The following is an 18,509-nucleotide window of genomic DNA, read 5'->3' on the forward strand; positions in this document are numbered from 1 at the left end:
GGCTGGTCGGTTGTGGCTGGCGGCCCCGGTCGTTCACCTAGGGCGCCGGCCGGCTGACGGCACTGTTGCGCTGCCCGCCGGTATGACCACCACCCTGGCTGGCAGCGGGGGGACGCCCCTTGCCACCTTTGCCACCCTTGTTGGCCGAGCCCCCATCGCGGCGCCCCTTGCCACCCCGGTTGCCCCGCTGGGCCACCGGACCGATCACCTCAAAGCTCTCCATCTGGAGCAGCTGACCCTGACGGCGCAGGTTGAGGGCCACGAAGTGGCGCAGGTGCTCCAGGGGCAGCTCCCCCTTGAGTTGCAGCTTGAAGGGCACCGGCTTGCTGCCATCGGGGCGGGGCATCACCCGCACCTTCACCACCAGGTCGCCGGTTTCGGGCCGGGTGTAAATCAGCTCCCCCCGCACCGAGAAGTAGTCGTCGCCTTCCGGCAGGGCATCAGCAGCGCTCGCGGTTGCGGCTGGCTCAGCAGCGGGCGCCTCGGCCTCATCGCCGGCAGCCAGGGTGCTGGGCTCCCACACACCCACCATTTGCAGGTGCAGCCCCTCCTCCTCGCGGGAGCGGGGATAGACCACCCAAAGATGGGGTTCCTCCAGGTTGAGGTGCCGCCGCATCAGCGTGAGCAACCGGCCGAGCACCACGGCCTCCAGCTCGGTGCCATCCGCGGTGCGGATCACCCCGCGGGTGAGCTGCTCAGCATCGGTCGGGACGAACACGCCACGCACCACGCCAATGGCCCGGTACTGCGTGGGTTCGGTGACAGGAGAAATCGGGTGTTGGCGCATGGGCCCAACATTAATTGGCCCTAGGTCGGGGCACGCGGGGCAGACTGACCCTCTCCGTATCCCCGCACCGATGCCGCCCGCCGCCAACCGCTCCGGTATCTGGATAGGGGCGGCCGCGGCCGGATTCGGAGCCCTGTGCATCGCCGGTGGCTGGTGGCTGGGCCAGCTGCAAAGCGGAGCCACTGGAGCCGACGCCAGTCGCCAGGGCTTGGAGCGCCAGGCTTCCGGGCTGCAGCAGCGCCTCGACAAGGGCGAGGCCAGCGAGGCCGAGCAGCAGCGCCTGCTGGAGCTGCTGGTGGCCCTCGACCGCAAGGCGGAAGCCACGGCGCTGCTGGAGCGGCTGGCCGATCAGCAACCCCAGCAGTGGTCGCTGCGGTTGCTGTTGGCCGAACTACGCCGCGACCAACAGGACCGCAGCGGCGCCGAACGGGAGGTGCGGCAACTGCTCAATCTGCGGCCCGACCAGATCGAAGGCCTGCAACTGATGGCCCTGCTGCAGCTGGAAACCGGGCGGGGCGCCCAGGCCCAGAGCCAGCTAGAGGCAGCCCTGGCGCGGGCGAGCAAACCCCAACTCAAACCGGAGGCCCTGCCCATCGGCCTGCTGCTGGCCAACGTGCTGCAGAAGCGCAGCCAACCCGGCCAGGCCGAATCCCTGCTGCTGAAACTGGCGGCGGGCTTTCCGACCGACCAGCGCCCGCTGCTGGCGCGGGCCATGCTGCAGCAGGAACGGGGCGACACCAAGGGCGCTCAGGAGTCGTTGGCCCTGGCCCGGGCCCGCAAACCCGGCCCCAGCGACCCGCGGCTGGATCAGGTGGCCGCCGCCTGGGGCCTGGCGCCGCTCAGGGCCCCTTCACCGTCGCTGCCGGCGAAGCCGACGCCGGCGGCGACGGCTGGGAGTGAAAATCCCTGAGGGCGGCATCCACCGCATCACCCGGCTGGGTGGCGTCGTCCATGGCCGTGGCCCGACGCAGCTTGTTCATCAGGTCGATCGGATTGGCGGAATCCAGCACCGATCCACCCCGAGCGGGGCCGGTGCCGTAATCGAGCTCCCGTTGCTGCTGGGGGCTGCTGATGGTTTGGCCGTAGCCCTTCTCCTGGGCCAGGGCGGATCCGGCTCCCGTGGCCAGAAGCGCGCAGGCCGCCAGAAAACCTGCAGCCGGACCGCCCAAAGCTGGAATGCGCACAGCAGGCATGGTGGGCACCTCTCCGGCTTGCTCGGATACTCATCTTAGTTGCGCCTTTTAAGGCCCATGCGGATCGCCACCTGGAACGTCAACTCCGTGCGCACCCGCCTGGATCAGCTGCTGGCCTGGCTGGAGCAAGAACGGCCCGACGTGCTCTGCCTGCAGGAAACCAAGGTGACCGATGAGCTGTTTCCCCAGCAGGCCTTCGAAGCCCTGGGCTACAGCGCAGCGATCAGCGGCCAGAAGGCCTACAACGGCGTCGCCATCCTCAGCCGCCTGCCCCTCGAGGACGTGCAGATCGGCTTGGACGCCCTGTTGCCCAACGACCCGGAGGCCCCGGGGCTGAGCGAGCAGAAACGAGTGATCAGTGCCCTGATCGACGGCATCCGTGTGCTGAATCTCTATGTGCCCAACGGCAGCTCCCTCACCAGCGAGAAATACGCCTACAAGCTGGAGTGGCTGGCCTGCCTGCAGCGCTATCTAGACGCCCAGGACCAGCAGGGCGATCCGCTCTGCATGGTGGGCGACTTCAACATCGGCCTCGAGGCCCGCGACATTCACGACCCCGATCGCCTCAGTGGCGGCATCATGGCCAGCGATGCCGAACGCACGGCCCTACAGGCGGCGCTGGGGGAGCGGCTCAGCGACGTGTTCCGGGTGTTTGAACCCGAGAGCGGCCACTGGAGCTGGTGGGACTACCGCACCGGCGCCTGGGACCGGGACCGGGGCTGGCGGATCGACCACATCTACCTCTCCGAGGAGCTGATGGACTGCGCCACCGGCTGCGTGATCCACAAGGCCACCCGGGGCAACGAACAACCCAGCGATCACGCGCCTGTGGTGGTCAACCTGGTGTGGCCACCCGAGGACGAGGAGGGCGACGACGACGAAAACGACGACGCGCTCTAGCGGAGGCGCCGCTCAGAACACCGGCAGGTGGGCCAGGGCCTCGTCGGCGCTGCGTCGCCGTGCCGACTCACCGCAGCTGCGAGGAGTGGGGAAGATCTTGCCGGGGTTGGCCAGGCCGTGCGGATCGAAGGCCAGGCGCACCAGCTTCATGGTGGCCAGGTCGTCGGGGCCATACATCCAGTCGAGGTAGCAGCGTTTGTCGGCACCCACGCCGTGCTCGCCGGTGATGCTGCCGCCGGCATCCACGCACAGCCGCAGGATTGCGGCGCCGAGGGCCTGCACCCGCTCCTGAATGCCTGGCTCCTGGCTCGAATAGAGGATCAGCGGGTGGAGGTTGCCGTCGCCGGCATGGAACACGTTGGCCACCGGCAACCCGTGGCTGGCGCTGAGCGCCTCGATCGCCGCCAGCACCCGGGGCAGGGCGCTGCGGGGTACGACGCCGTCCTGGAGGTAGTAGCTGGGGAAGCGGCGCCCCAGGGCGGAGATCGCCGACTTGCGGCCTTTCCAAAGCAGGGCCCGCTCCTGCTCATCGGTGGCCTGGCGCACGGTGCGGGCCCCCGCCTCGTGGCAGAGCTGGGTCGCCAGCTCCACCGCCGCCGCCACCTCCCGCTCCTGCCCGTCCAGCTCGATCAACAACAGCGCCGCCGCATCGCGGGGGTATTCATCCACCCCGAAGTAATCGTTCACCGCCTCAATCGTGAGGCGATCCATCATTTCCATGCCCGCAGGCAGCATCCCGGCCGCGGTCACCCGTCGCACGGCCTCGCCGGCCGCTTCCATGCCGGTGAAATCGGCAAGCAGCACCGCCACGCTCTGGGGAGCCCGCAGCAGCCGCAGGGTGATCGCCGTGGCGATGCCCAGGGTGCCCTCACTGCCGATGAAGGCACCGCGCAGATCGAGCTCGGGGGTTTCGTCGAGCGCGCTGCCCAGGATGGTGACGCTGCCATCGGGCAACACCACCTCCAGCTCCAGCACGTGGTTGCTGGTGACGCCGTATTTGAGGCAGTGCACGCCGCCGGAATTTTCAGCCACGTTGCCGCCGATGCTGCAGGCCACCTGGCTGGAGGGGTCGGGGGCGTAATAGAAGCCATCGCCGGCCACTGCCCGCGTCACCCAGCTATTGATCACGCCGGGCTGCACCGTGATGCGGCGGTTGACGAGATCCAGCGCCAGCACCTGGCGCATGCGGCTGGTGACAATCACCAGGGCTTCGGTTTCAGCCACGGCGCCGCCGGAAAGGCCGGTGCCGCTGCCCCGGGCCACAAACGGCACCCCCTGCTGGTGGCAGAGACGCACCACAGCGGCCACCTGATCTGTCGTCTCCGGAAGCACCACCAGGCGCGGCTGGTGGCGGGCCAGGGTGAGACCGTCGCAGTCGTAGGCCAGCAGCTCCTGGCGGGCCGACACCACGGCACGGGAGGGCAACAACCGCCGCAGGTGCCGCTCCAGCTCTGGCCAGTTGACGCTCAGGAGATCCGTAGCAAGCCCACTGAACTTACCGAGGAAGCGCTGGGGCCGGTTTATAGGTCAGGATGGTTGGCGGTTTTCACCCTCCGCGGATCCCGCCTTGACCTCGGCTCCTGTTTCGGCTCCTGTGCATCTCACCACCCGGTCCCAGGAACTCTTCAGTGCTGCCCAGAAGCTGATGCCGGGTGGCGTGAGCTCGCCGGTGCGGGCCTTCCGCTCCGTGGGCGGTCAGCCGATCGTGTTTGACCGGGTCAAGGGTGCCTACGCCTGGGACGTGGACGGCAACCGCTACATCGACTACATCGGCAGCTGGGGCCCCGCCATCTGCGGTCACGCCCACCCCGAGGTGATCGCCGCCCTGCATGCCACCCTCGACAAAGGCACCAGCTTCGGCGCCCCCTGCGAGCTGGAGAACACCCTCGCCGCCATGGTGATCGATGCGGTGCCGTCGGTGGAGATGGTGCGCTTCGTGAACAGCGGCACTGAGGCCTGCATGTCGGTGCTGCGGCTGATGCGCGCTTTCACCGGCCGCGAAAAGATCATCAAGTTTGAGGGCTGCTACCACGGCCACGCCGACATGTTCCTGGTGAAGGCCGGCTCCGGGGTGGCCACCCTGGGCCTGCCGGATTCGCCGGGCGTGCCGCGCAGCACCGCCGCCAGCACCCTCACGGCCCCCTACAACGACCTCGAAGCGGTCAAGAAGCTGTTCGCCGAGAACCCCGGTGAGATCGCCGGCGTGATCCTTGAGCCCGTGGTGGGCAACGCCGGCTTCATCACCCCAGAGCCCGGCTTCCTGGAGGGCATCCGGGAGCTCACCAAAGACAACGGCGCCCTGCTGGTGTTCGACGAGGTGATGACCGGCTTCCGCATCAGCTACGGCGGCGCCCAGGCCAAGTTTGGGATCACCCCCGACCTCACCACCATGGGCAAGGTGATCGGCGGCGGCCTGCCGGTGGGCGCCTACGGCGGCCGAGCCGACATCATGAGCATGGTGGCCCCGGCCGGCCCGATGTATCAGGCCGGCACACTGAGCGGTAACCCCCTGGCCATGACCGCCGGCATCAAAACCCTGGAGCTGCTCAAGCAGCCCGGCACCTACGAGCGCCTCGACGCGATCACCAAGCGTCTGATCGCCGGCATCCTCGAGGCCGCCCGCAGCGCCGGCCTGCCGATCACCGGCGGCTCGATTAGCGCCATGTTCGGCTTCTTCCTGTGCGAGGGCCCGGTGCACAACTTCGAAGACGCCAAGGCGGCCGACACGGCCCGCTTCGGCAAGCTGCACCGCGCGATGCTCGAGCGCGGCGTGTATCTGGCCCCCAGCGCCTTCGAGGCCGGCTTCACCTCCCTGGCCCACTCCGACGAAGACATCGACGCCACGATCGCGGCCTTCCGGGAGTGCTTCGCGGCGACAACATAATGATAACCTTTTGAAACACTACTTAGCCCAATCACCCTTATACGTACCAAGATCAACAAAATACAAATAGTAAACGGGCTCGCGCCCAGAATATAATTACATCAACACCACGCCAATTCGAAAACGCGCTGCGCCATTGAATCCCTACAGATAAACACCCTAATATCAAAATCCAGCATAGACGACCACTGAACAAGTCCATCCGCTGGCGCCCGCTGAACAAACGACTCGCGTGCTACATTAAGTATAGCCAAGGTTAACCCATGCGATATGCCTCACCCATTCGCCTGCCTCGCCTCAATTCTGCAGTTCTTGGTATTGCAACTCTCGCCGCGGGCTCCGCATTAACTCTTCTCTCAGCCAATCAGGCAAAAGCTTGGTGTGTTGGTATTTGCCCTGGGCCGCGCAGAGTTTACGTGCCACCAGGATATCGACCCTATCCCTACAACAGGGTAGCTCCAAGAGTTGTCAAAACAGCCGCAATCAAAGTTGCTTGCAGCCATGATGGCCCTGAAGTATTTGCTTATGTCAATCCAAACACATCATCTTCGGCCGTTGCGACACTACCTGTCGGCTCCAAGGTGTCCATCAGCAACTACCTTTATACTGGAGGTGAGACCTGGGCAAATGTCCTGCTTGGCGGCCATTCCGGCTACATCCGCAAAGCAAATCTTTGCTGAAGCAACGATCCAGGCAAATATCTGTCAAACTGTAATACAACGAAAGACAAGAACCCTGCCCGATTTTCACTATTAATTATCCATAAACCTCCGCGGCCTTGAGATCCTGCACTGTGAACTGCATATAGCAATAAACCGAATTGGCGATCCGTTCAGTTGTCGCTGCCAGCTGGAAGCGCTGATTAAAGCGGAAGCAGCAGCACTGCTGATCGCCTCAACAAAGATTCCGGCCTTCTGGGAACAGGACGGAGACGATTGACGTCCCCTAACCACCCCCAGAAGGCACTGCAAAACCTTGACTAGGGGAGGGGGGGGGCAGGCGGGACAGATAGCGCCAGGTCCAGTGAGCTGGCCCTGTTGCTGGGCGTGGGGCTAACGACGCTGCAACGGTGGCGGCGCCAGTTCGCTGGTAACGGTGATGGCATTGACCGACGCAATTGACCAACGCAAGGGAAGTCTGTCCGACGACAATCTGGTTGAGGTCACATTGCATCTATAAAGCTGCTAGCCAAGCAGAGTTGTTGCATCAGTAGGGGCACCCGCCCATGGCACAGACGCGCGGCAACCTGCAAGGCGTGAGGCCAGGCCGAGTGGCTCTCTCATGGAGGGAGCGGGAATTTCGCTGACGCTCAGAGCGGCAACAGCCCGATAGCAGAGCTTGGGCCATGGGGAAGCACCTGCTGCTGGATGAACTGCAGACGCTCACCGGCCATCACCGCAAGTCGCTCCTGCGCCGTTTGAACCAGCAACCGGATCAGCAGCAAAACAGCCTGCGGGGCCAAACACCTGCGCCGTTCCAGCCCCGAGGTGGTTGAGGCGCTAGTGCAGCTGTGGGGAGCCAGGACCTTCTAGAGCGGCTGATCGCCCTGGCCACTGAGCGCTAACGGCCCGAACACAAACGCTCGCTGCAGCAGAGGATCTGGGATTGGCGCGTAGCCAGGCTGCAGTTGTGCCTGGCTACGCGCAGCAGAACGGTCGGAAGCCAAGGCAAAAACAGGGAATAAGTATTACCAGGCTTCAATCAAAATAGGCAACAATTGATAAATACAAAGTGCGAGCACACCCTCCCCCCTCAATCCGATTGTCGTCGGACAGAGCCGCAACATTGTGGCCTGGGATGTCGCCGAGCGCAAGGATCCAGCCATCGCGGCGGATCTGGTTAACACGGCCTGCCTGCGCGAGCGGATCAGTAAGGGCCATCGTCAGCCGCTGATCTCCACGCTGACAACGCCAATGCCAAGAGAGCCGCAACGTTTGAGAGCCGGCTGGAGGAACTGGGTGTTCTCCGGTCCTTCTCCAGACCATGAGTGTCGAAAGACAATCCATACTCCGAATCCCTGTTCAGGGAGATCAAGTACCGACCTGACTACCCAATTCGGCGATTCACCGGCATGGAGACGGCCTGCCAGTAAGTTTCGGCGTTTGTGGACTGGTACAACCACCAGCACCGCTACAGCGGAATCAAGTTCGTGACGCCCAACCAGCAACACAACGGTGAAGCTGTGGAGATCTGCCGTCACCTAGCTGTTGTCTATCAAAGGCGCGCAAGCACAATCCAAGGCGGTGGTCACGATCGACGCAGTGCTGACGTCGGCCGGAAGTGGCCTGGATCAATCCACCGCCAGCCAAAATCGAACTCGAGCCAGCTACGTTGTCGATAGCTGCCTAAACAGTTGCAGGGATGTCATCTTTACTGGCAGTTACCAGATCTGTCGACTGAGAGCATGCAAAACCCAAAAGCCAGGCAAGAGAGCAATCGCTGGCTTAGACTGTTTCCATAGGACTTTGCGTGCCTCTAGCACTGCAGACAGTTATGACTACTGATTACACCGGGAATGACTCAAGTCAAGCAAAAAAAGATAAATGCGCCTACCTCGACGAGCATTTTTATACAACGAGGCGACGTAAAGACCTATGGAATCACCTAAAAGATGCCGCAGTCACGAAGAGCGAGGCTCTCCAAAAAGCAGTTCCAGACAATCTAGCGAATAGAATCAGGAATGACCTATTACAGCTGACATCTATTGAAAACTACTGGGCGTTTCCGGGTCCAGAAGCTCTAGCGAAAGCGATAGCCCTGTGCGACAGAGGAGAGTGGCAAGAACTAGCAGACGACATAACAATACTAGCCCGGCTTATATCGACAGATCACTATAGAAGCACCGAAAGAATGCCTATGCATACATCCCACAACATTAAGACGAAGGAGATTGAGAATGATATCTGCAGCCCAAAGGCCAATAGCAGAACATTTCACGGTAAACCTTATTTTGAAATATTAGTAGTAGATTCGCTGGGATTAGAAGAAGAAGAGCTACTTAAAAGACAGCATTTACAACATGCACGCGAAGAAGACAGCTTCAGGTACGGCATCGTCATCGTGAACAGCCTCGAAGACGCAATCATAGCACTAATATTGAACTACAATATACAGGCCTGCGTTTTAAGGTATTCATTTCCATCTAAATCAGTGAATACCATGGCGGCGGTTGATGACTATTTAGATTTTACAGGGTACACATGGGATGCACTTTCTAGGCTATCAGGCACTGAGCGTACTGGGGTATTAGCCAAGATACTAAAGAGTATTCGGCCAGAAATAGATCTCTATTTGATAAGCGAAGCTACGGTCGAACAGGTAACAGATGAATTACATAGTGATTTCACGCGATGCTTTTTCGGCACAGAAGATTACCAAGAGCTAATTTTGTCAATTCTCAAGGGTGTGTACAACCGCTATGAAACGCCCTTTTTTAATGCATTAAAGGACTATGCAGAAAGGCCATCAGGTGTGTTTCACGCATTACCAATAAGTCGAGGCAAATCAATTTCAAAATCTCATTGGATACATGATTATGGACAATTTTATGGGGATCGAATGTTTTTATCTGAAACTTCCGCAACAACAGGCGGGCTCGATTCGCTCATGCAGCCATCGGGGTCATTGCGTGTTGCACAAGAGTTAGCGGCCAAGGCATTTGGTGCACACAAAACCCTTTTTGTCACAAATGGTACTTCAACCGCAAATAAGATCGTCATTGAAGCATTAACGAGACCCAATGATATCGTTTTAATGGCAGGCGATTGTCATAAGTCGCACCACTACGGGGCAATCTTGGCAGGTATTCGCACAGTCATATTGCAGACATTTCAAATACAAAAGTATAATATTTCGGGTGCTGTGCCAACAAATGAACTCAAGCGAAATTTGCTTTTATTAAAAGAGTCGGAAGAACTAAAACATGTGAGAGCAATAATTCTTACAAATCTAACTTTTGATGGCATTGCCTATGATTTGGAAAACCTAATGATGGAGTGCCTGGCAATTAAACCAGACATTATATTCATAATAGACGAAGCATGGTTTGCTTATGGAGTGTTTACGCCCCTGACGCGAAAGCGATGCGCGATGAGTGCCGCCCAAAATCTCCACTCAAGGATTCTCACTAATGAATACCGCAGCAATTACAGAAAATGGCTTGAAAAAACTGGCGGAATTAATAAACTTTCGCTTGATAAAATGCTTGAAATGAAACTCTTGGCAAATCCTGAAACAACAAGGATAAGAGTGTATTCAACACAGTCGACACATAAAACTCTAACAGCCCTTAGGCAGGGATCAATGATCCATATTTATGATTTCAGCTATCATGATGAAGTCCATGGCTTCATGAAAAATGCCTATCAGTGTCATACATCTACATCTCCAAACTATCAAATATTAGCCTCTCTTGATATAGCCAGAAGACAGATGCATCTTGAGGGGTATGAGCTTATACAAAAGGCATTTGAACTTTCGTTGATATTTCGTAAGGCGATCCATAATAGTAACTTATTAGTAAGATTTTTCACTCCACTTGATCATGCAGATTTAGTGCCAGAACAATACAGGAAACACACCGGTCAAGCCGGATTAGAGGCCAATTATTGGCACTCAGTCAATGCATCGTGGTTGAACCATGAATTCGCATTAGATCCTACCAGAATCACTCTTGACATATCCAAGACAGGAATCAGCGGGGCCTCCTTTAAAAAACTACTAATGGATAGATTTGACATACAAGTCAATAAAACAACATTTAACACAATTCTCATTATAATTCACATAGGAACAACACGCGGGATGGTTACATATTTACTGGAAGCACTTGTCAAGATAGCAAAAGAAATAGAAGCTGGAAAACCAAACAGTCTCACAACATCGAGGCGGAATAATTTACGGCCAAGCGATGGCACCAACTGCGACATAACCCTGCCATTAACGTCAAATTTTCACTCGCATTTTAACAATATCAAAAGCAACCTACTATCCGCTGGTGACACCAGGCTTGCAACTTCATTAGCAAAGAGAGAGGGCGCCATAAGGTTTATAAATCTTGATTTAGACATCATAAAAGATATTGAGGGAGGCAAAATATTTGTTTCTGCATGCATGGTCACGCCTTACCCACCAGGGTATCCAGTACTTCTTCCGGGCCAAATTGTCACTTCAGAAGCAGTTCGATACCTTCTGGCAATTGAAGGACAGGAAGTTCATGGCTACGATCAAGAGCTGGGGCTACAGATTTTCTCGGCGAACGCATTATCACCGTGACGTATCAGTTTTTTCTCTAAGATAAGTTCGTCATGCCTTCAAAGGGCTGATAGTCATAAGCACTGATTAGTTCAAAATTGTTGCTAGCTTTAATTACATCGAATACGAATAGTAAATACATCAAGTTAATTATATAATAACGCAAAGCACTGTTTAGGCTTAATCCCTGGAACCGTGGACAGCCCGAAGCCGCTTCAATTACAAATACAAGCTTGCCAAAAGCTATTTTTGTGTTTGTTTTCAAACCCGACCAATCGCTTGACAGCTTTGAACTGCTCTGCCCAGCATCCGCAGCAATGCTCTGCCGATGACCACCTCCTCCCCATCAGCACCACCGCAACCCACCGGCCGCCAGCGCGGAGCCTTGCGGCTTGCGGCCCTACTGGCGGCCGGCATCGGCGCCCTCGCCTGGCTGGGCCGCAGCGCGGATCCAGCCGCCAAGCCACTGCCGGCGGGCCCGCTCACGCTTGGGGCCGCCATCGCCTTCACCGGCAACGCCAACCTCTACGGCCAAGACCAGCGCATGGGTCTGGCCGTGGCCGAGCGCTGGGCCCAGCAGGCTGGAGCCCCTCCGCGGCCGGTGCGGCTGCAACTCGAGGACGGCGCCTCCGATGAGCCCAGCGCCATTGCCGCCTTCAACCTGCTGATCCGCCAGGGGGTGATCGCCCTGATCGGTCCCACCCTCTCCCAGCAGGCCTTCGCGGCCGATCCGATCGCCCAGCGCCAGGGTGTGCCGGTGGTGGCCCCCTCCAACACCGCCCAGGGGATTCCCGAGATCGGCCATTTCATCAGCCGTGTGTCGGCCCAGAGCTCGGTGATCGCGCCGCTCTCATTGGACGAAGCCCTGCGCCGCGACCCCAGTATCAAGCGCGTGGCGGTGTTCTACGCCCAGGACGACGCCTACAGCACCGCCGAGGTGGCCATCTTCCAGAAAGCCCTCGCTGCCCGCGGGCTCACCCCCGTGACAGTGCAGCGCACCCAGCTGGCCGACAACGACTTCCAGACACCGATCACCTCCGCCCTGCCGCTGAATCCCCAGCTGGTGGTGCTGTCAGTGCAGGCGGTGGCCGGCGGCAACCTGATCCGCCAGCTGCGCGAGCTGGGCTACCGCGGCCAGATCGTGGTGGGCAACGGCCTCAACACGCCGAACATCTATCCGATCTGCCAGCGCTGGTGCGACGGCATCCTGATCGCCCAGGCCTACAGCCCCGAGCTCAACACGCCGATCAACCGCCGCTTCCTACAACTCTTTCAACAGGCCCACGGCGACCGGCCGCCGCCGCAGATCACCGCCCAAGCCTTCACCGCCTACCAGGTGCTGTTTGAAGCCATCCAACGGCTGGAGCGCAAAGGCGGGCTCGCGGGCGTGACCCTCGGCCAGGCCCGCACCAACCTGATGACCGAACTGCTCAGCGGCACCTACGACACTCCCCTGGGCCCGATCGGCTTCAGCCCCGGGGGCGAGGTGCTGCAGGATCGCTTCTACGTGGCCGAGGTGCGGATGGCTCCCGGCGGCCGCGACGGCCGCTTTGCCCTGGTGCGCGAGCGCACCCTCACGGAGATCCAAGGGCAGGAGAGCAAGCCGTGATCGAAGCCCTGCTGCAACTCCTGCTCAATGGCGCCGCCAGCGGTGGCGTGTATGCCCTGGTGGCCCTGGGCTACACCCTGGTGTTCTCGGTGCTCGGGGTGATCAACTTCGCCCAGGGCGCCCTGTTTTCCGTGGGGGGCTATCTCACGTTTGTATTGATGGGCGGCAAGATCGGCGTCAACGGCGCCCTGCCGGGCTGGGGGTTGCCGAGCGGGCTGCCCTTCTGGTTGGCGCTGCTGCTGGCGGCGGCTGGCTCGGGCCTGATCGGCCTGCTGGTGGAGCGGGTGGCCTTCGCGCCGCTGCGCCGCCGCAATGCCGAGCCTCTACTGGCTCTGATCACCAGCCTCGGCGCCGGCGTGGTGCTGGTGAACCTGCTGCAACTGCTGATGGGGGCCGAGGGCTACGCCTTCCCCCAGAGCACGGATGCCCTGGCCGGACTGCCGGATGTGCTGGTGATCGGCGGCGCCCGCATCCGCACCATCCAGCTGTTGCTGCTGCTGATCTCCGCCGCCGCCGTGCTCGTGCTCAGCCTCTGGCTGGAGCGCAGCAAGGGCGGCCGAGCCCTGAGGGCCGTGGCGGAAGACGCCACAACCGCCCAGCTGCTCGGCATCCACAGCGCGGCGATGGTGCGGCTGGCATTCTTTCTCAGTGGTGCTCTGGCGGGGCTGGGCGGCGGCCTGATCGGCGTGAGCGTGAGCCTGCCGGGCCCCTACTTCGGCATCAGCTACGGACTCAAGGGGCTGGCGGTGCTGGTGCTGGGCGGGCTGGGCAGCGTGCCCGGCGCGATCGCCGGCGGGCTGCTGATGGGCCTGGCAGAAGCGCTGGTGCCCAGTGCGGCCTCCGGTTGGCGCGATGCCCTGGCCTTCGCGATCCTGTTTGCTGTGCTGCTGTTGCGCCCCAGCGGTCTGCTGGGCCGCCGCACGGTGGAGAAGGTGTGAGGAGGGCCGCCCCGTGATCGACAACGGCCTGCTGGTGCAGATGCTGCTGGGCGCCCTGCTCGGCCTTTCGGTGTACCTGCCGCTGGCGGCAGGGCAGCTGTCGCTGGCCACGCCAGCCTTCTATGCGGTGGGCGGCACCCTGGCGGCTCTGCTCTCCACCCGCTGGAGCGCCCTCGGGGCCACCACCTCTGGCGGGTTTCCGGTGCCCTCGTTGCTGCTGGAGCTGGTGCTGGGGGGCCTGCTAGCCGGGCTGCTGGCCCTGCTGGTGGGGCGGCTGGTGCTGCGGCTGCAGGGGATCTACCTGGCCATTGCCACCATCGCCCTGGTGGAGATCGTGCGGGTGGCGATCCTGAATCTGCCCTTCACCGGCGGAGCGGTGGGGATCTTCGCCATCCCCCAGCCCTTCGCCACCGCCGCCGGCTACCTGCTGCCGGCCCTGGCCCTGCTGGCTCTGGCGGGCTGGCTCTGCCAGCGGCTGGAGGGGATGCCCCTGGGCCGCGCCATGGCCGCCATCCGCGACGACGAACTGGCCGCCCGCTGCATGGGCATCGACACCACCCGGGTGAAGCTCACCGCCTTCGTGCTCAGCGCTGTGCTGGCCGGCAGCACCGGCGCACTGGCCGCCCACTTCCTCAACACCTGGAATGCCCGTCAGGGCTCCTTCGACGCCAGCATCACCACCTTGGCCTTTGTGATCCTGGGGGGCTCGCGCACCTGGCTGGGCCCGGTGGTGGGCGGCCTGCTGCTCACGGCCCTACCTGAGCTGCTGCGGCCCGTGGGCGATGTGCGCCTGGTGCTGTTCGGCCTGGTGATCCTGCTGGGGCCGGTGCTGGCCCCCCAGGGGCTGATCACCCCGGGGCTGCTGGAGCGGCTGGGCCGCTGGGGCGAGCGGCGTGGTGATAGCCCAGCCGAGGAGGTCAAACCATGAGCCAGCCACTGCTGGAGGTGAGGGATCTGAGCCGCCGCTTCGGCGGGCTGCTGGCGCTTGATCGGGTGAGCTTCGCTGTGCAACCCGGTGAGATCTTTGGACTGATCGGCCCCAACGGCGCCGGCAAAACCACCCTGTTCAATCTGATCTCGGGGGTCACACCGCCCAGCGGTGGCGCGGTGCTCTGGCGCGGCGGCGCCATCACCGGCCAAGCGCCCCATCAACTCAACCGCCTGGGCCTGGCCCGCACCTTCCAGAACCTGCGCCTGTTCGAGGGCCTCTCGGTGCTGGACAACCTGCTGGTGGCCCTGCAGCGCCGCCCGCGCGGCAGCGTCGTCGGGGGCGTGCTCAACAGCGCCAGCCACCAGCGCGCCGAACGCCAGCGGCTGGACACCGCCTGGCAGCTGCTGGAGGAGCTGGGGCTTAGCGCCCTGGCCGAACGGCAGGCGGGCACCCTGGCCTATGGCGATCGGCGCCGGCTGGAGATGGCCCGGGCCCTCGCCACCAACCCCGAGTTGCTGCTGCTCGATGAACCCGCCGCCGGCCTCAACCCCGCCGAAAAAGACCAGCTCTGCGAGCTGATCGGCGCGCTGCGCCAGCGCCACCAGCTCACCGTGATGATCATTGAGCACCACGTGCCGCTGCTGATGCGCCTGTGCGACCGCCTGGCCGTGCTCGATTTCGGCGTGCGGATTGCCCTGGGCACGCCCGAGGAGGTGCGCCGCGACCCCCAGGTGATCGAGGCTTACCTCGGCACTGGCACCGGCACCGGCACTGGAGGCGGCGCCTCATGAGCACGCCGCTGCTGCAACTGCAGGGCTTGCGCGTGCGCTACGGCAGCGTGCAGGCCCTCAGCGGCATCGATCTGACCGTGCACCAGGGCGAGCTGGTGACCCTGCTGGGTTCCAACGGCGCCGGCAAGAGCACCACCCTGCGGGCCATCTCGGCCCTGGTGCCAGCCAGCGCAGGACAGATCCTCTGGCGCGGCGCTTCGCTGGCGGGGGTGCCCGCCCATCGCCTCCCGAAGCTGGGCATCGGCCACTGCCCCGAGGGCCGGCGGGTGCTCGGCCGCCAGAGCGTGGCCGACAACCTGATTCTGGGCGCCTACCTCCGCCGTGATCGCGCCGGCATCGCCGCCGACCTGGAGCGCTGCTATGGCCTGTTTCCGCGGCTGGCAGAGCGCCGCCAGCAGCTTTCCGGAGCCCTCTCCGGCGGCGAGCAGCAGATGCTGGCGATTGCCCGGGCGCTGATGGGCCGGCCCGCGCTGCTGATGCTGGATGAACCCAGCCTGGGGCTCGCACCCAAGCTGGTGGGGGAAGTGATGCGGGCGCTGGCCCAGCTGCACCGGGAAGGCCTCACCGTGCTGTTGGTGGAGCAGAACGCCCAGGCATCCCTGGAGATTGCCGACCGCGGCTACGTGCTTGAAGCCGGCCAGCTCACCCTGGAGGGGCCGGCGCGCGAATTGCTGGCCAACCCCAGCCTCAGAGCGGCCTACCTGGGCGCGCCGTAAAGGTCGCACCCAAGCAGGTTGTCGTCACTCGTTTTCGCTGGCACCAAAGCAATGCATCAGCGCATCGCCCCAGCTGTTGATCCCGGCGAGCTCATGGTCCTTGGCGCTGCCCAGGGCCTTGGCGTGCTCTCGCAGCAACACGGTCTTGTCAATGGCGTGGCCGTGCTCTGAGGCGAGGGCGACGATGTCATCAACCCCCGCGGCGGCATGCAGCTTGTCCCGCAGGGCGGCGTCATCAGCCACGCGGGCCACGAAAGCCTGGATCAATGCAACAGGCATGTCGGTGTCCACAACCAGCCAACCCCTAGAAGGCCAAACCGGCCCTTGATCGATACCTTGAAGCCACTGTTCTGGGAATGATGGCCCGCGAACGCTTCTTCCTGGAACTGGATCCGCCCGACGCCACCCTCAAACAACTGCCCCATGTGGTGATCGTGGGCGGCGGCTTCGCCGGACTGAAGGCCTGCCACGCCCTGACCAATCAACCAGTGCGGGTCACCCTGATCGACAAGCGCAACTTCAACCTGTTCCAGCCGCTGCTCTACCAGGTGGCCACCGGACTGGTGTCGGAGGGCGACGTGGCCTCGCCCCTGCGCCAAATGGTGGGCCAGGCCCCGAACGTGCAGGTGCTGCTGGGCGAGGTCGAAGAGATCGACGTCAAGGCCCGCCAGATCGTGTTCAACGATCGGCAGCTGGCCTATGACCACCTGATCCTGGCGGCCGGCTCTGGTAGCAGCTACTTCGGCCACGACGAGTGGCGCGAGTCGGCGCCGCCGATGAAGATCCTCGAGCACGCCGATGAAATCCGCCGGCGGGTGCTGCTGGCCCTCGAAGAAGCCGAGCAGACCCCCGATCCAGCGCGCCGTGCCTTTCTGCAATCCGGCGTGGTGGTGGGGGGCGGGCCCTCGGGCTGCGAACTCTCCGGCTCCCTGATGGAGCTGATGGCCCATGCCCTGGGCCGCGACTTCAAGCAGCTGGATCCTCGCCAGACCAAGGTCACCCTGGTGGACCCGGGCGACCGGGTGCTGCGGGCCATGGACCCCAGCCTGTCGGCAGCTGCCGGCAGCTACCTGCAGTCGGCCGGGGTGGAGCTGCTGCTGGGCGGGCGGGTGCAAACGATCGAGGCCGGCAAGGTGGTGGTGAACACGGCCGACGGCCCCCGCACCCTGGAGGCCGCCACCATCTGCTGGACCGCCGGCGTGCGGGCCTCCCATCTGGGCCAGGTGCTGGCCAATGCCAGCGGTTGCCCCGTCGACCGGGGCGGACGGGTGGTGGTGGAGCCCAACTTCTCGATCCCGGATCATCCGGAGATCCGCGTGATCGGCGACCTCTGCGCCTACAGCCACACCGCGGACGGCAAACCTCTACCCGGCATGGCCGGTCCCGCCGTGCAGATGGGCGGCTGGGTGGCAGCCGACATCGTGGCCCAGATCCAGGGCCGCTCCCACAAGGCGTTTGCGTTCACCGATTTCGGCACCATGGCGGTGCTGGGTCCACTCCATGCGGTCGCCGACCTGCGCGGCCTCAAGGTGAGTGGTCTGCCGGGCTGGATTCTCTGGGGCCTAGCCCACCTGATGTTCATGCCCGCCAATGAAAATCGGTTGACCCTGCTCACCAAATGGTTGTGGGCGATCGCCACCCGTCAGCGGGCCTCGATGCTGATCACGGGTCGTCCGAATCAGCATCTGAACGTGGATGTCGGTCTGGAGTCAGTCCCTGGTGACTCCCATGACGCGAATGGGATGCCCCCCACCGATCCTCCTGCTCACTCTGCAGGGTGTAGCGGCTGATCAGCAGGCCCATCACGATCGCCAGATAGAGCGGTCCGGAAATGCTCAGGGCCACACTTGCCATCTGGGCTGGCGGTGTGCCCGGAATGATGTCGCCATAACCCACCGTGGTGAGGCTGACGAAGGCGAAATAGTTGATGCGGGTGAAATTCAGGTTCCACACCTGAATCCCCGCGTCATTGGCAGCCAGGCCGCTCAACAACAACTCACGGCCGCCATCGGCCTGGTTGATAAAACTACCCGGCGCCACCGTTTCCAAAACCCCGAACAGCAAGCCGCCACTGATTCCCAGCAGCAAATAACCGGCCACGGCCCCAGCCAGAACATCCATGCCAATGCGCGTTTCCTGGGCCAGGCAGATCAGCAGCCGGCGCAGACTCCAGAAAATGAACGCCGTGGTTACAACCAACACCGGAAAACCGATGAAGGCGAACGTTAATGGGCTGAACAACCAGAGGCATTGAAACAGGAGCATCATCAAACCGGTTTGGCGGTAGACGTTGTCATTCCAATGGCGAAAGGTTTGACGGGCACGAACGGCCTGACCCAACTCCACGGCGAGCAATGCCATCAGGGCCACCGTTCCCAACATGCCAACCCGATGGAGGGGAAAGGGCAAGGCCATAGAGGCCATCACCACCACAGAAACAACGAAAAGGTGGCGATAAAAACGGTGTCGGCGTTGCATCGGGGATTGGTTAGATCAGGCTCGCCAGC

16 protein-coding genes and 1 pseudogene are annotated in these 18,509 nt (G+C 62.1%); 11 read left to right on the top strand and 6 right to left on the bottom strand.

Annotated elements, in window-relative coordinates; genetic code table 11:
- Nucleotides 1–37: 37 nt before the first annotated feature.
- Nucleotides 38–787: a hypothetical protein gene (locus KBY57_RS06235; RefSeq protein ID WP_254995030.1), complete on the bottom strand. Its 750-nt coding sequence runs from the start codon at nt 785–787 to the stop codon at nt 38–40.
- A gap of 70 nt (nt 788–857) precedes the next feature.
- Here KBY57_RS06235 and KBY57_RS06240 point away from each other — a divergent pair, with 70 nt between their 5' ends.
- A complete protein-coding gene (locus tag KBY57_RS06240; protein WP_254995031.1) occupies nt 858–1,697 on the top strand; it encodes a hypothetical protein in 840 nt (279 codons plus the stop codon).
- On the opposite strand, the gene KBY57_RS06245 is transcribed toward KBY57_RS06240, so the two are convergent.
- A complete protein-coding gene (locus KBY57_RS06245; RefSeq protein WP_409996416.1) occupies nt 1,627–1,989 on the bottom strand; it encodes a hypothetical protein in 363 nt (120 codons plus the stop codon). The genes KBY57_RS06240 and KBY57_RS06245 overlap by 71 nt on opposite strands.
- A gap of 48 nt (nt 1,990–2,037) precedes the next feature.
- Here KBY57_RS06245 and xth point away from each other — a divergent pair, with 48 nt between their 5' ends.
- On the top strand, nt 2,038–2,880 hold the full coding sequence (xth, locus tag KBY57_RS06250) for an exodeoxyribonuclease III (protein ID WP_254995032.1): 843 nt from the start codon (nt 2,038–2,040) through the stop codon (nt 2,878–2,880).
- A gap of 12 nt (nt 2,881–2,892) precedes the next feature.
- On the opposite strand, the gene KBY57_RS06255 is transcribed toward xth, so the two are convergent.
- Nucleotides 2,893–4,305, bottom strand: coding sequence for an FAD-linked oxidase C-terminal domain-containing protein (locus tag KBY57_RS06255; RefSeq protein WP_409996417.1), 1,413 nt, complete (start codon nt 4,303–4,305; stop codon nt 2,893–2,895).
- A 142-nt stretch (nt 4,306–4,447) separates the two neighbouring features.
- Here KBY57_RS06255 and hemL point away from each other — a divergent pair, with 142 nt between their 5' ends.
- Together hemL and KBY57_RS06265 are read left to right on the top strand one after the other, a co-directional pair.
- Nucleotides 4,448–5,764 (top strand): glutamate-1-semialdehyde 2,1-aminomutase, encoded by a 1,317-nt coding sequence (hemL, locus tag KBY57_RS06260; protein ID WP_254995033.1) that lies wholly within the window; start codon nt 4,448–4,450, stop codon nt 5,762–5,764.
- Between the two features lie 1,345 nt (nt 5,765–7,109).
- Nucleotides 7,110–7,259: a hypothetical protein gene (locus tag KBY57_RS06265; RefSeq protein WP_254995034.1), complete on the top strand. Its 150-nt coding sequence runs from the start codon at nt 7,110–7,112 to the stop codon at nt 7,257–7,259.
- A 202-nt stretch (nt 7,260–7,461) separates the two neighbouring features.
- Here the strand turns inward: KBY57_RS06265 and KBY57_RS06270 are convergent, their stop codons facing one another.
- Nucleotides 7,462–7,644: a hypothetical protein gene (locus tag KBY57_RS06270; RefSeq protein ID WP_254995035.1), complete on the bottom strand. Its 183-nt coding sequence runs from the start codon at nt 7,642–7,644 to the stop codon at nt 7,462–7,464.
- Between the two features lie 613 nt (nt 7,645–8,257).
- Here KBY57_RS06270 and KBY57_RS06275 point away from each other — a divergent pair.
- From KBY57_RS06275 to KBY57_RS06300, 6 genes are all read left to right on the top strand, one after another.
- Complete coding sequence (locus KBY57_RS06275; RefSeq protein ID WP_254995036.1) at nt 8,258–11,038, top strand: aminotransferase class I/II-fold pyridoxal phosphate-dependent enzyme; 2,781 nt, start codon at nt 8,258–8,260, stop codon at nt 11,036–11,038.
- Between the two features lie 307 nt (nt 11,039–11,345).
- Entirely contained in the window at nt 11,346–12,626 is a 1,281-nt protein-coding gene (locus KBY57_RS06280; RefSeq protein WP_254995037.1) for an ABC transporter substrate-binding protein, read from the top strand.
- Nucleotides 12,623–13,564, top strand: a complete 942-nt coding sequence (locus KBY57_RS06285) for a branched-chain amino acid ABC transporter permease (RefSeq protein ID WP_254995038.1) — start codon at nt 12,623–12,625, stop codon at nt 13,562–13,564. Before KBY57_RS06280 ends, KBY57_RS06285 begins: the two co-directional genes overlap by 4 nt.
- A 13-nt stretch (nt 13,565–13,577) precedes the next feature.
- Nucleotides 13,578–14,492 (top strand): branched-chain amino acid ABC transporter permease, encoded by a 915-nt coding sequence (locus KBY57_RS06290; RefSeq protein ID WP_254995039.1) that lies wholly within the window; start codon nt 13,578–13,580, stop codon nt 14,490–14,492.
- A complete protein-coding gene (locus KBY57_RS06295) occupies nt 14,489–15,286 on the top strand; it encodes an ABC transporter ATP-binding protein (RefSeq protein WP_254995040.1) in 798 nt (265 codons plus the stop codon). Before KBY57_RS06290 ends, KBY57_RS06295 begins: the two co-directional genes overlap by 4 nt.
- Nucleotides 15,283–16,002 carry an ABC transporter ATP-binding protein gene (locus KBY57_RS06300; RefSeq protein ID WP_254995041.1) on the top strand — a complete coding sequence of 240 codons (720 nt, stop codon included), beginning with the start codon at nt 15,283–15,285 and terminating at the stop codon, nt 16,000–16,002. Before KBY57_RS06295 ends, KBY57_RS06300 begins: the two co-directional genes overlap by 4 nt.
- 24 nt (nt 16,003–16,026) lie before the next feature.
- On the opposite strand, the gene KBY57_RS06305 is transcribed toward KBY57_RS06300, so the two are convergent.
- Complete coding sequence (locus tag KBY57_RS06305; RefSeq protein WP_254995042.1) at nt 16,027–16,281, bottom strand: Nif11-like leader peptide family natural product precursor; 255 nt, start codon at nt 16,279–16,281, stop codon at nt 16,027–16,029.
- Nucleotides 16,282–16,361: 80 nt separating this feature from the next.
- Here KBY57_RS06305 and KBY57_RS06310 point away from each other — a divergent pair, with 80 nt between their 5' ends.
- Nucleotides 16,362–17,792 carry an NAD(P)/FAD-dependent oxidoreductase gene (locus tag KBY57_RS06310; protein ID WP_254995043.1) on the top strand — a complete coding sequence of 477 codons (1,431 nt, stop codon included), beginning with the start codon at nt 16,362–16,364 and terminating at the stop codon, nt 17,790–17,792.
- A 52-nt stretch (nt 17,793–17,844) separates the two neighbouring features.
- Here the strand turns inward: KBY57_RS06310 and KBY57_RS14260 are convergent.
- Nucleotides 17,845–18,480, bottom strand: a pseudogene (locus KBY57_RS14260) (ion channel); the annotation flags it as partial.
- Nucleotides 18,481–18,509: the final 29 nt, after the last annotated feature.

It is taken from the genome of Cyanobium sp. Aljojuca 7D2 (assembly GCF_024346415.1).
Taxonomy (GTDB): domain Bacteria; phylum Cyanobacteriota; class Cyanobacteriia; order PCC-6307; family Cyanobiaceae; genus Cyanobium_A.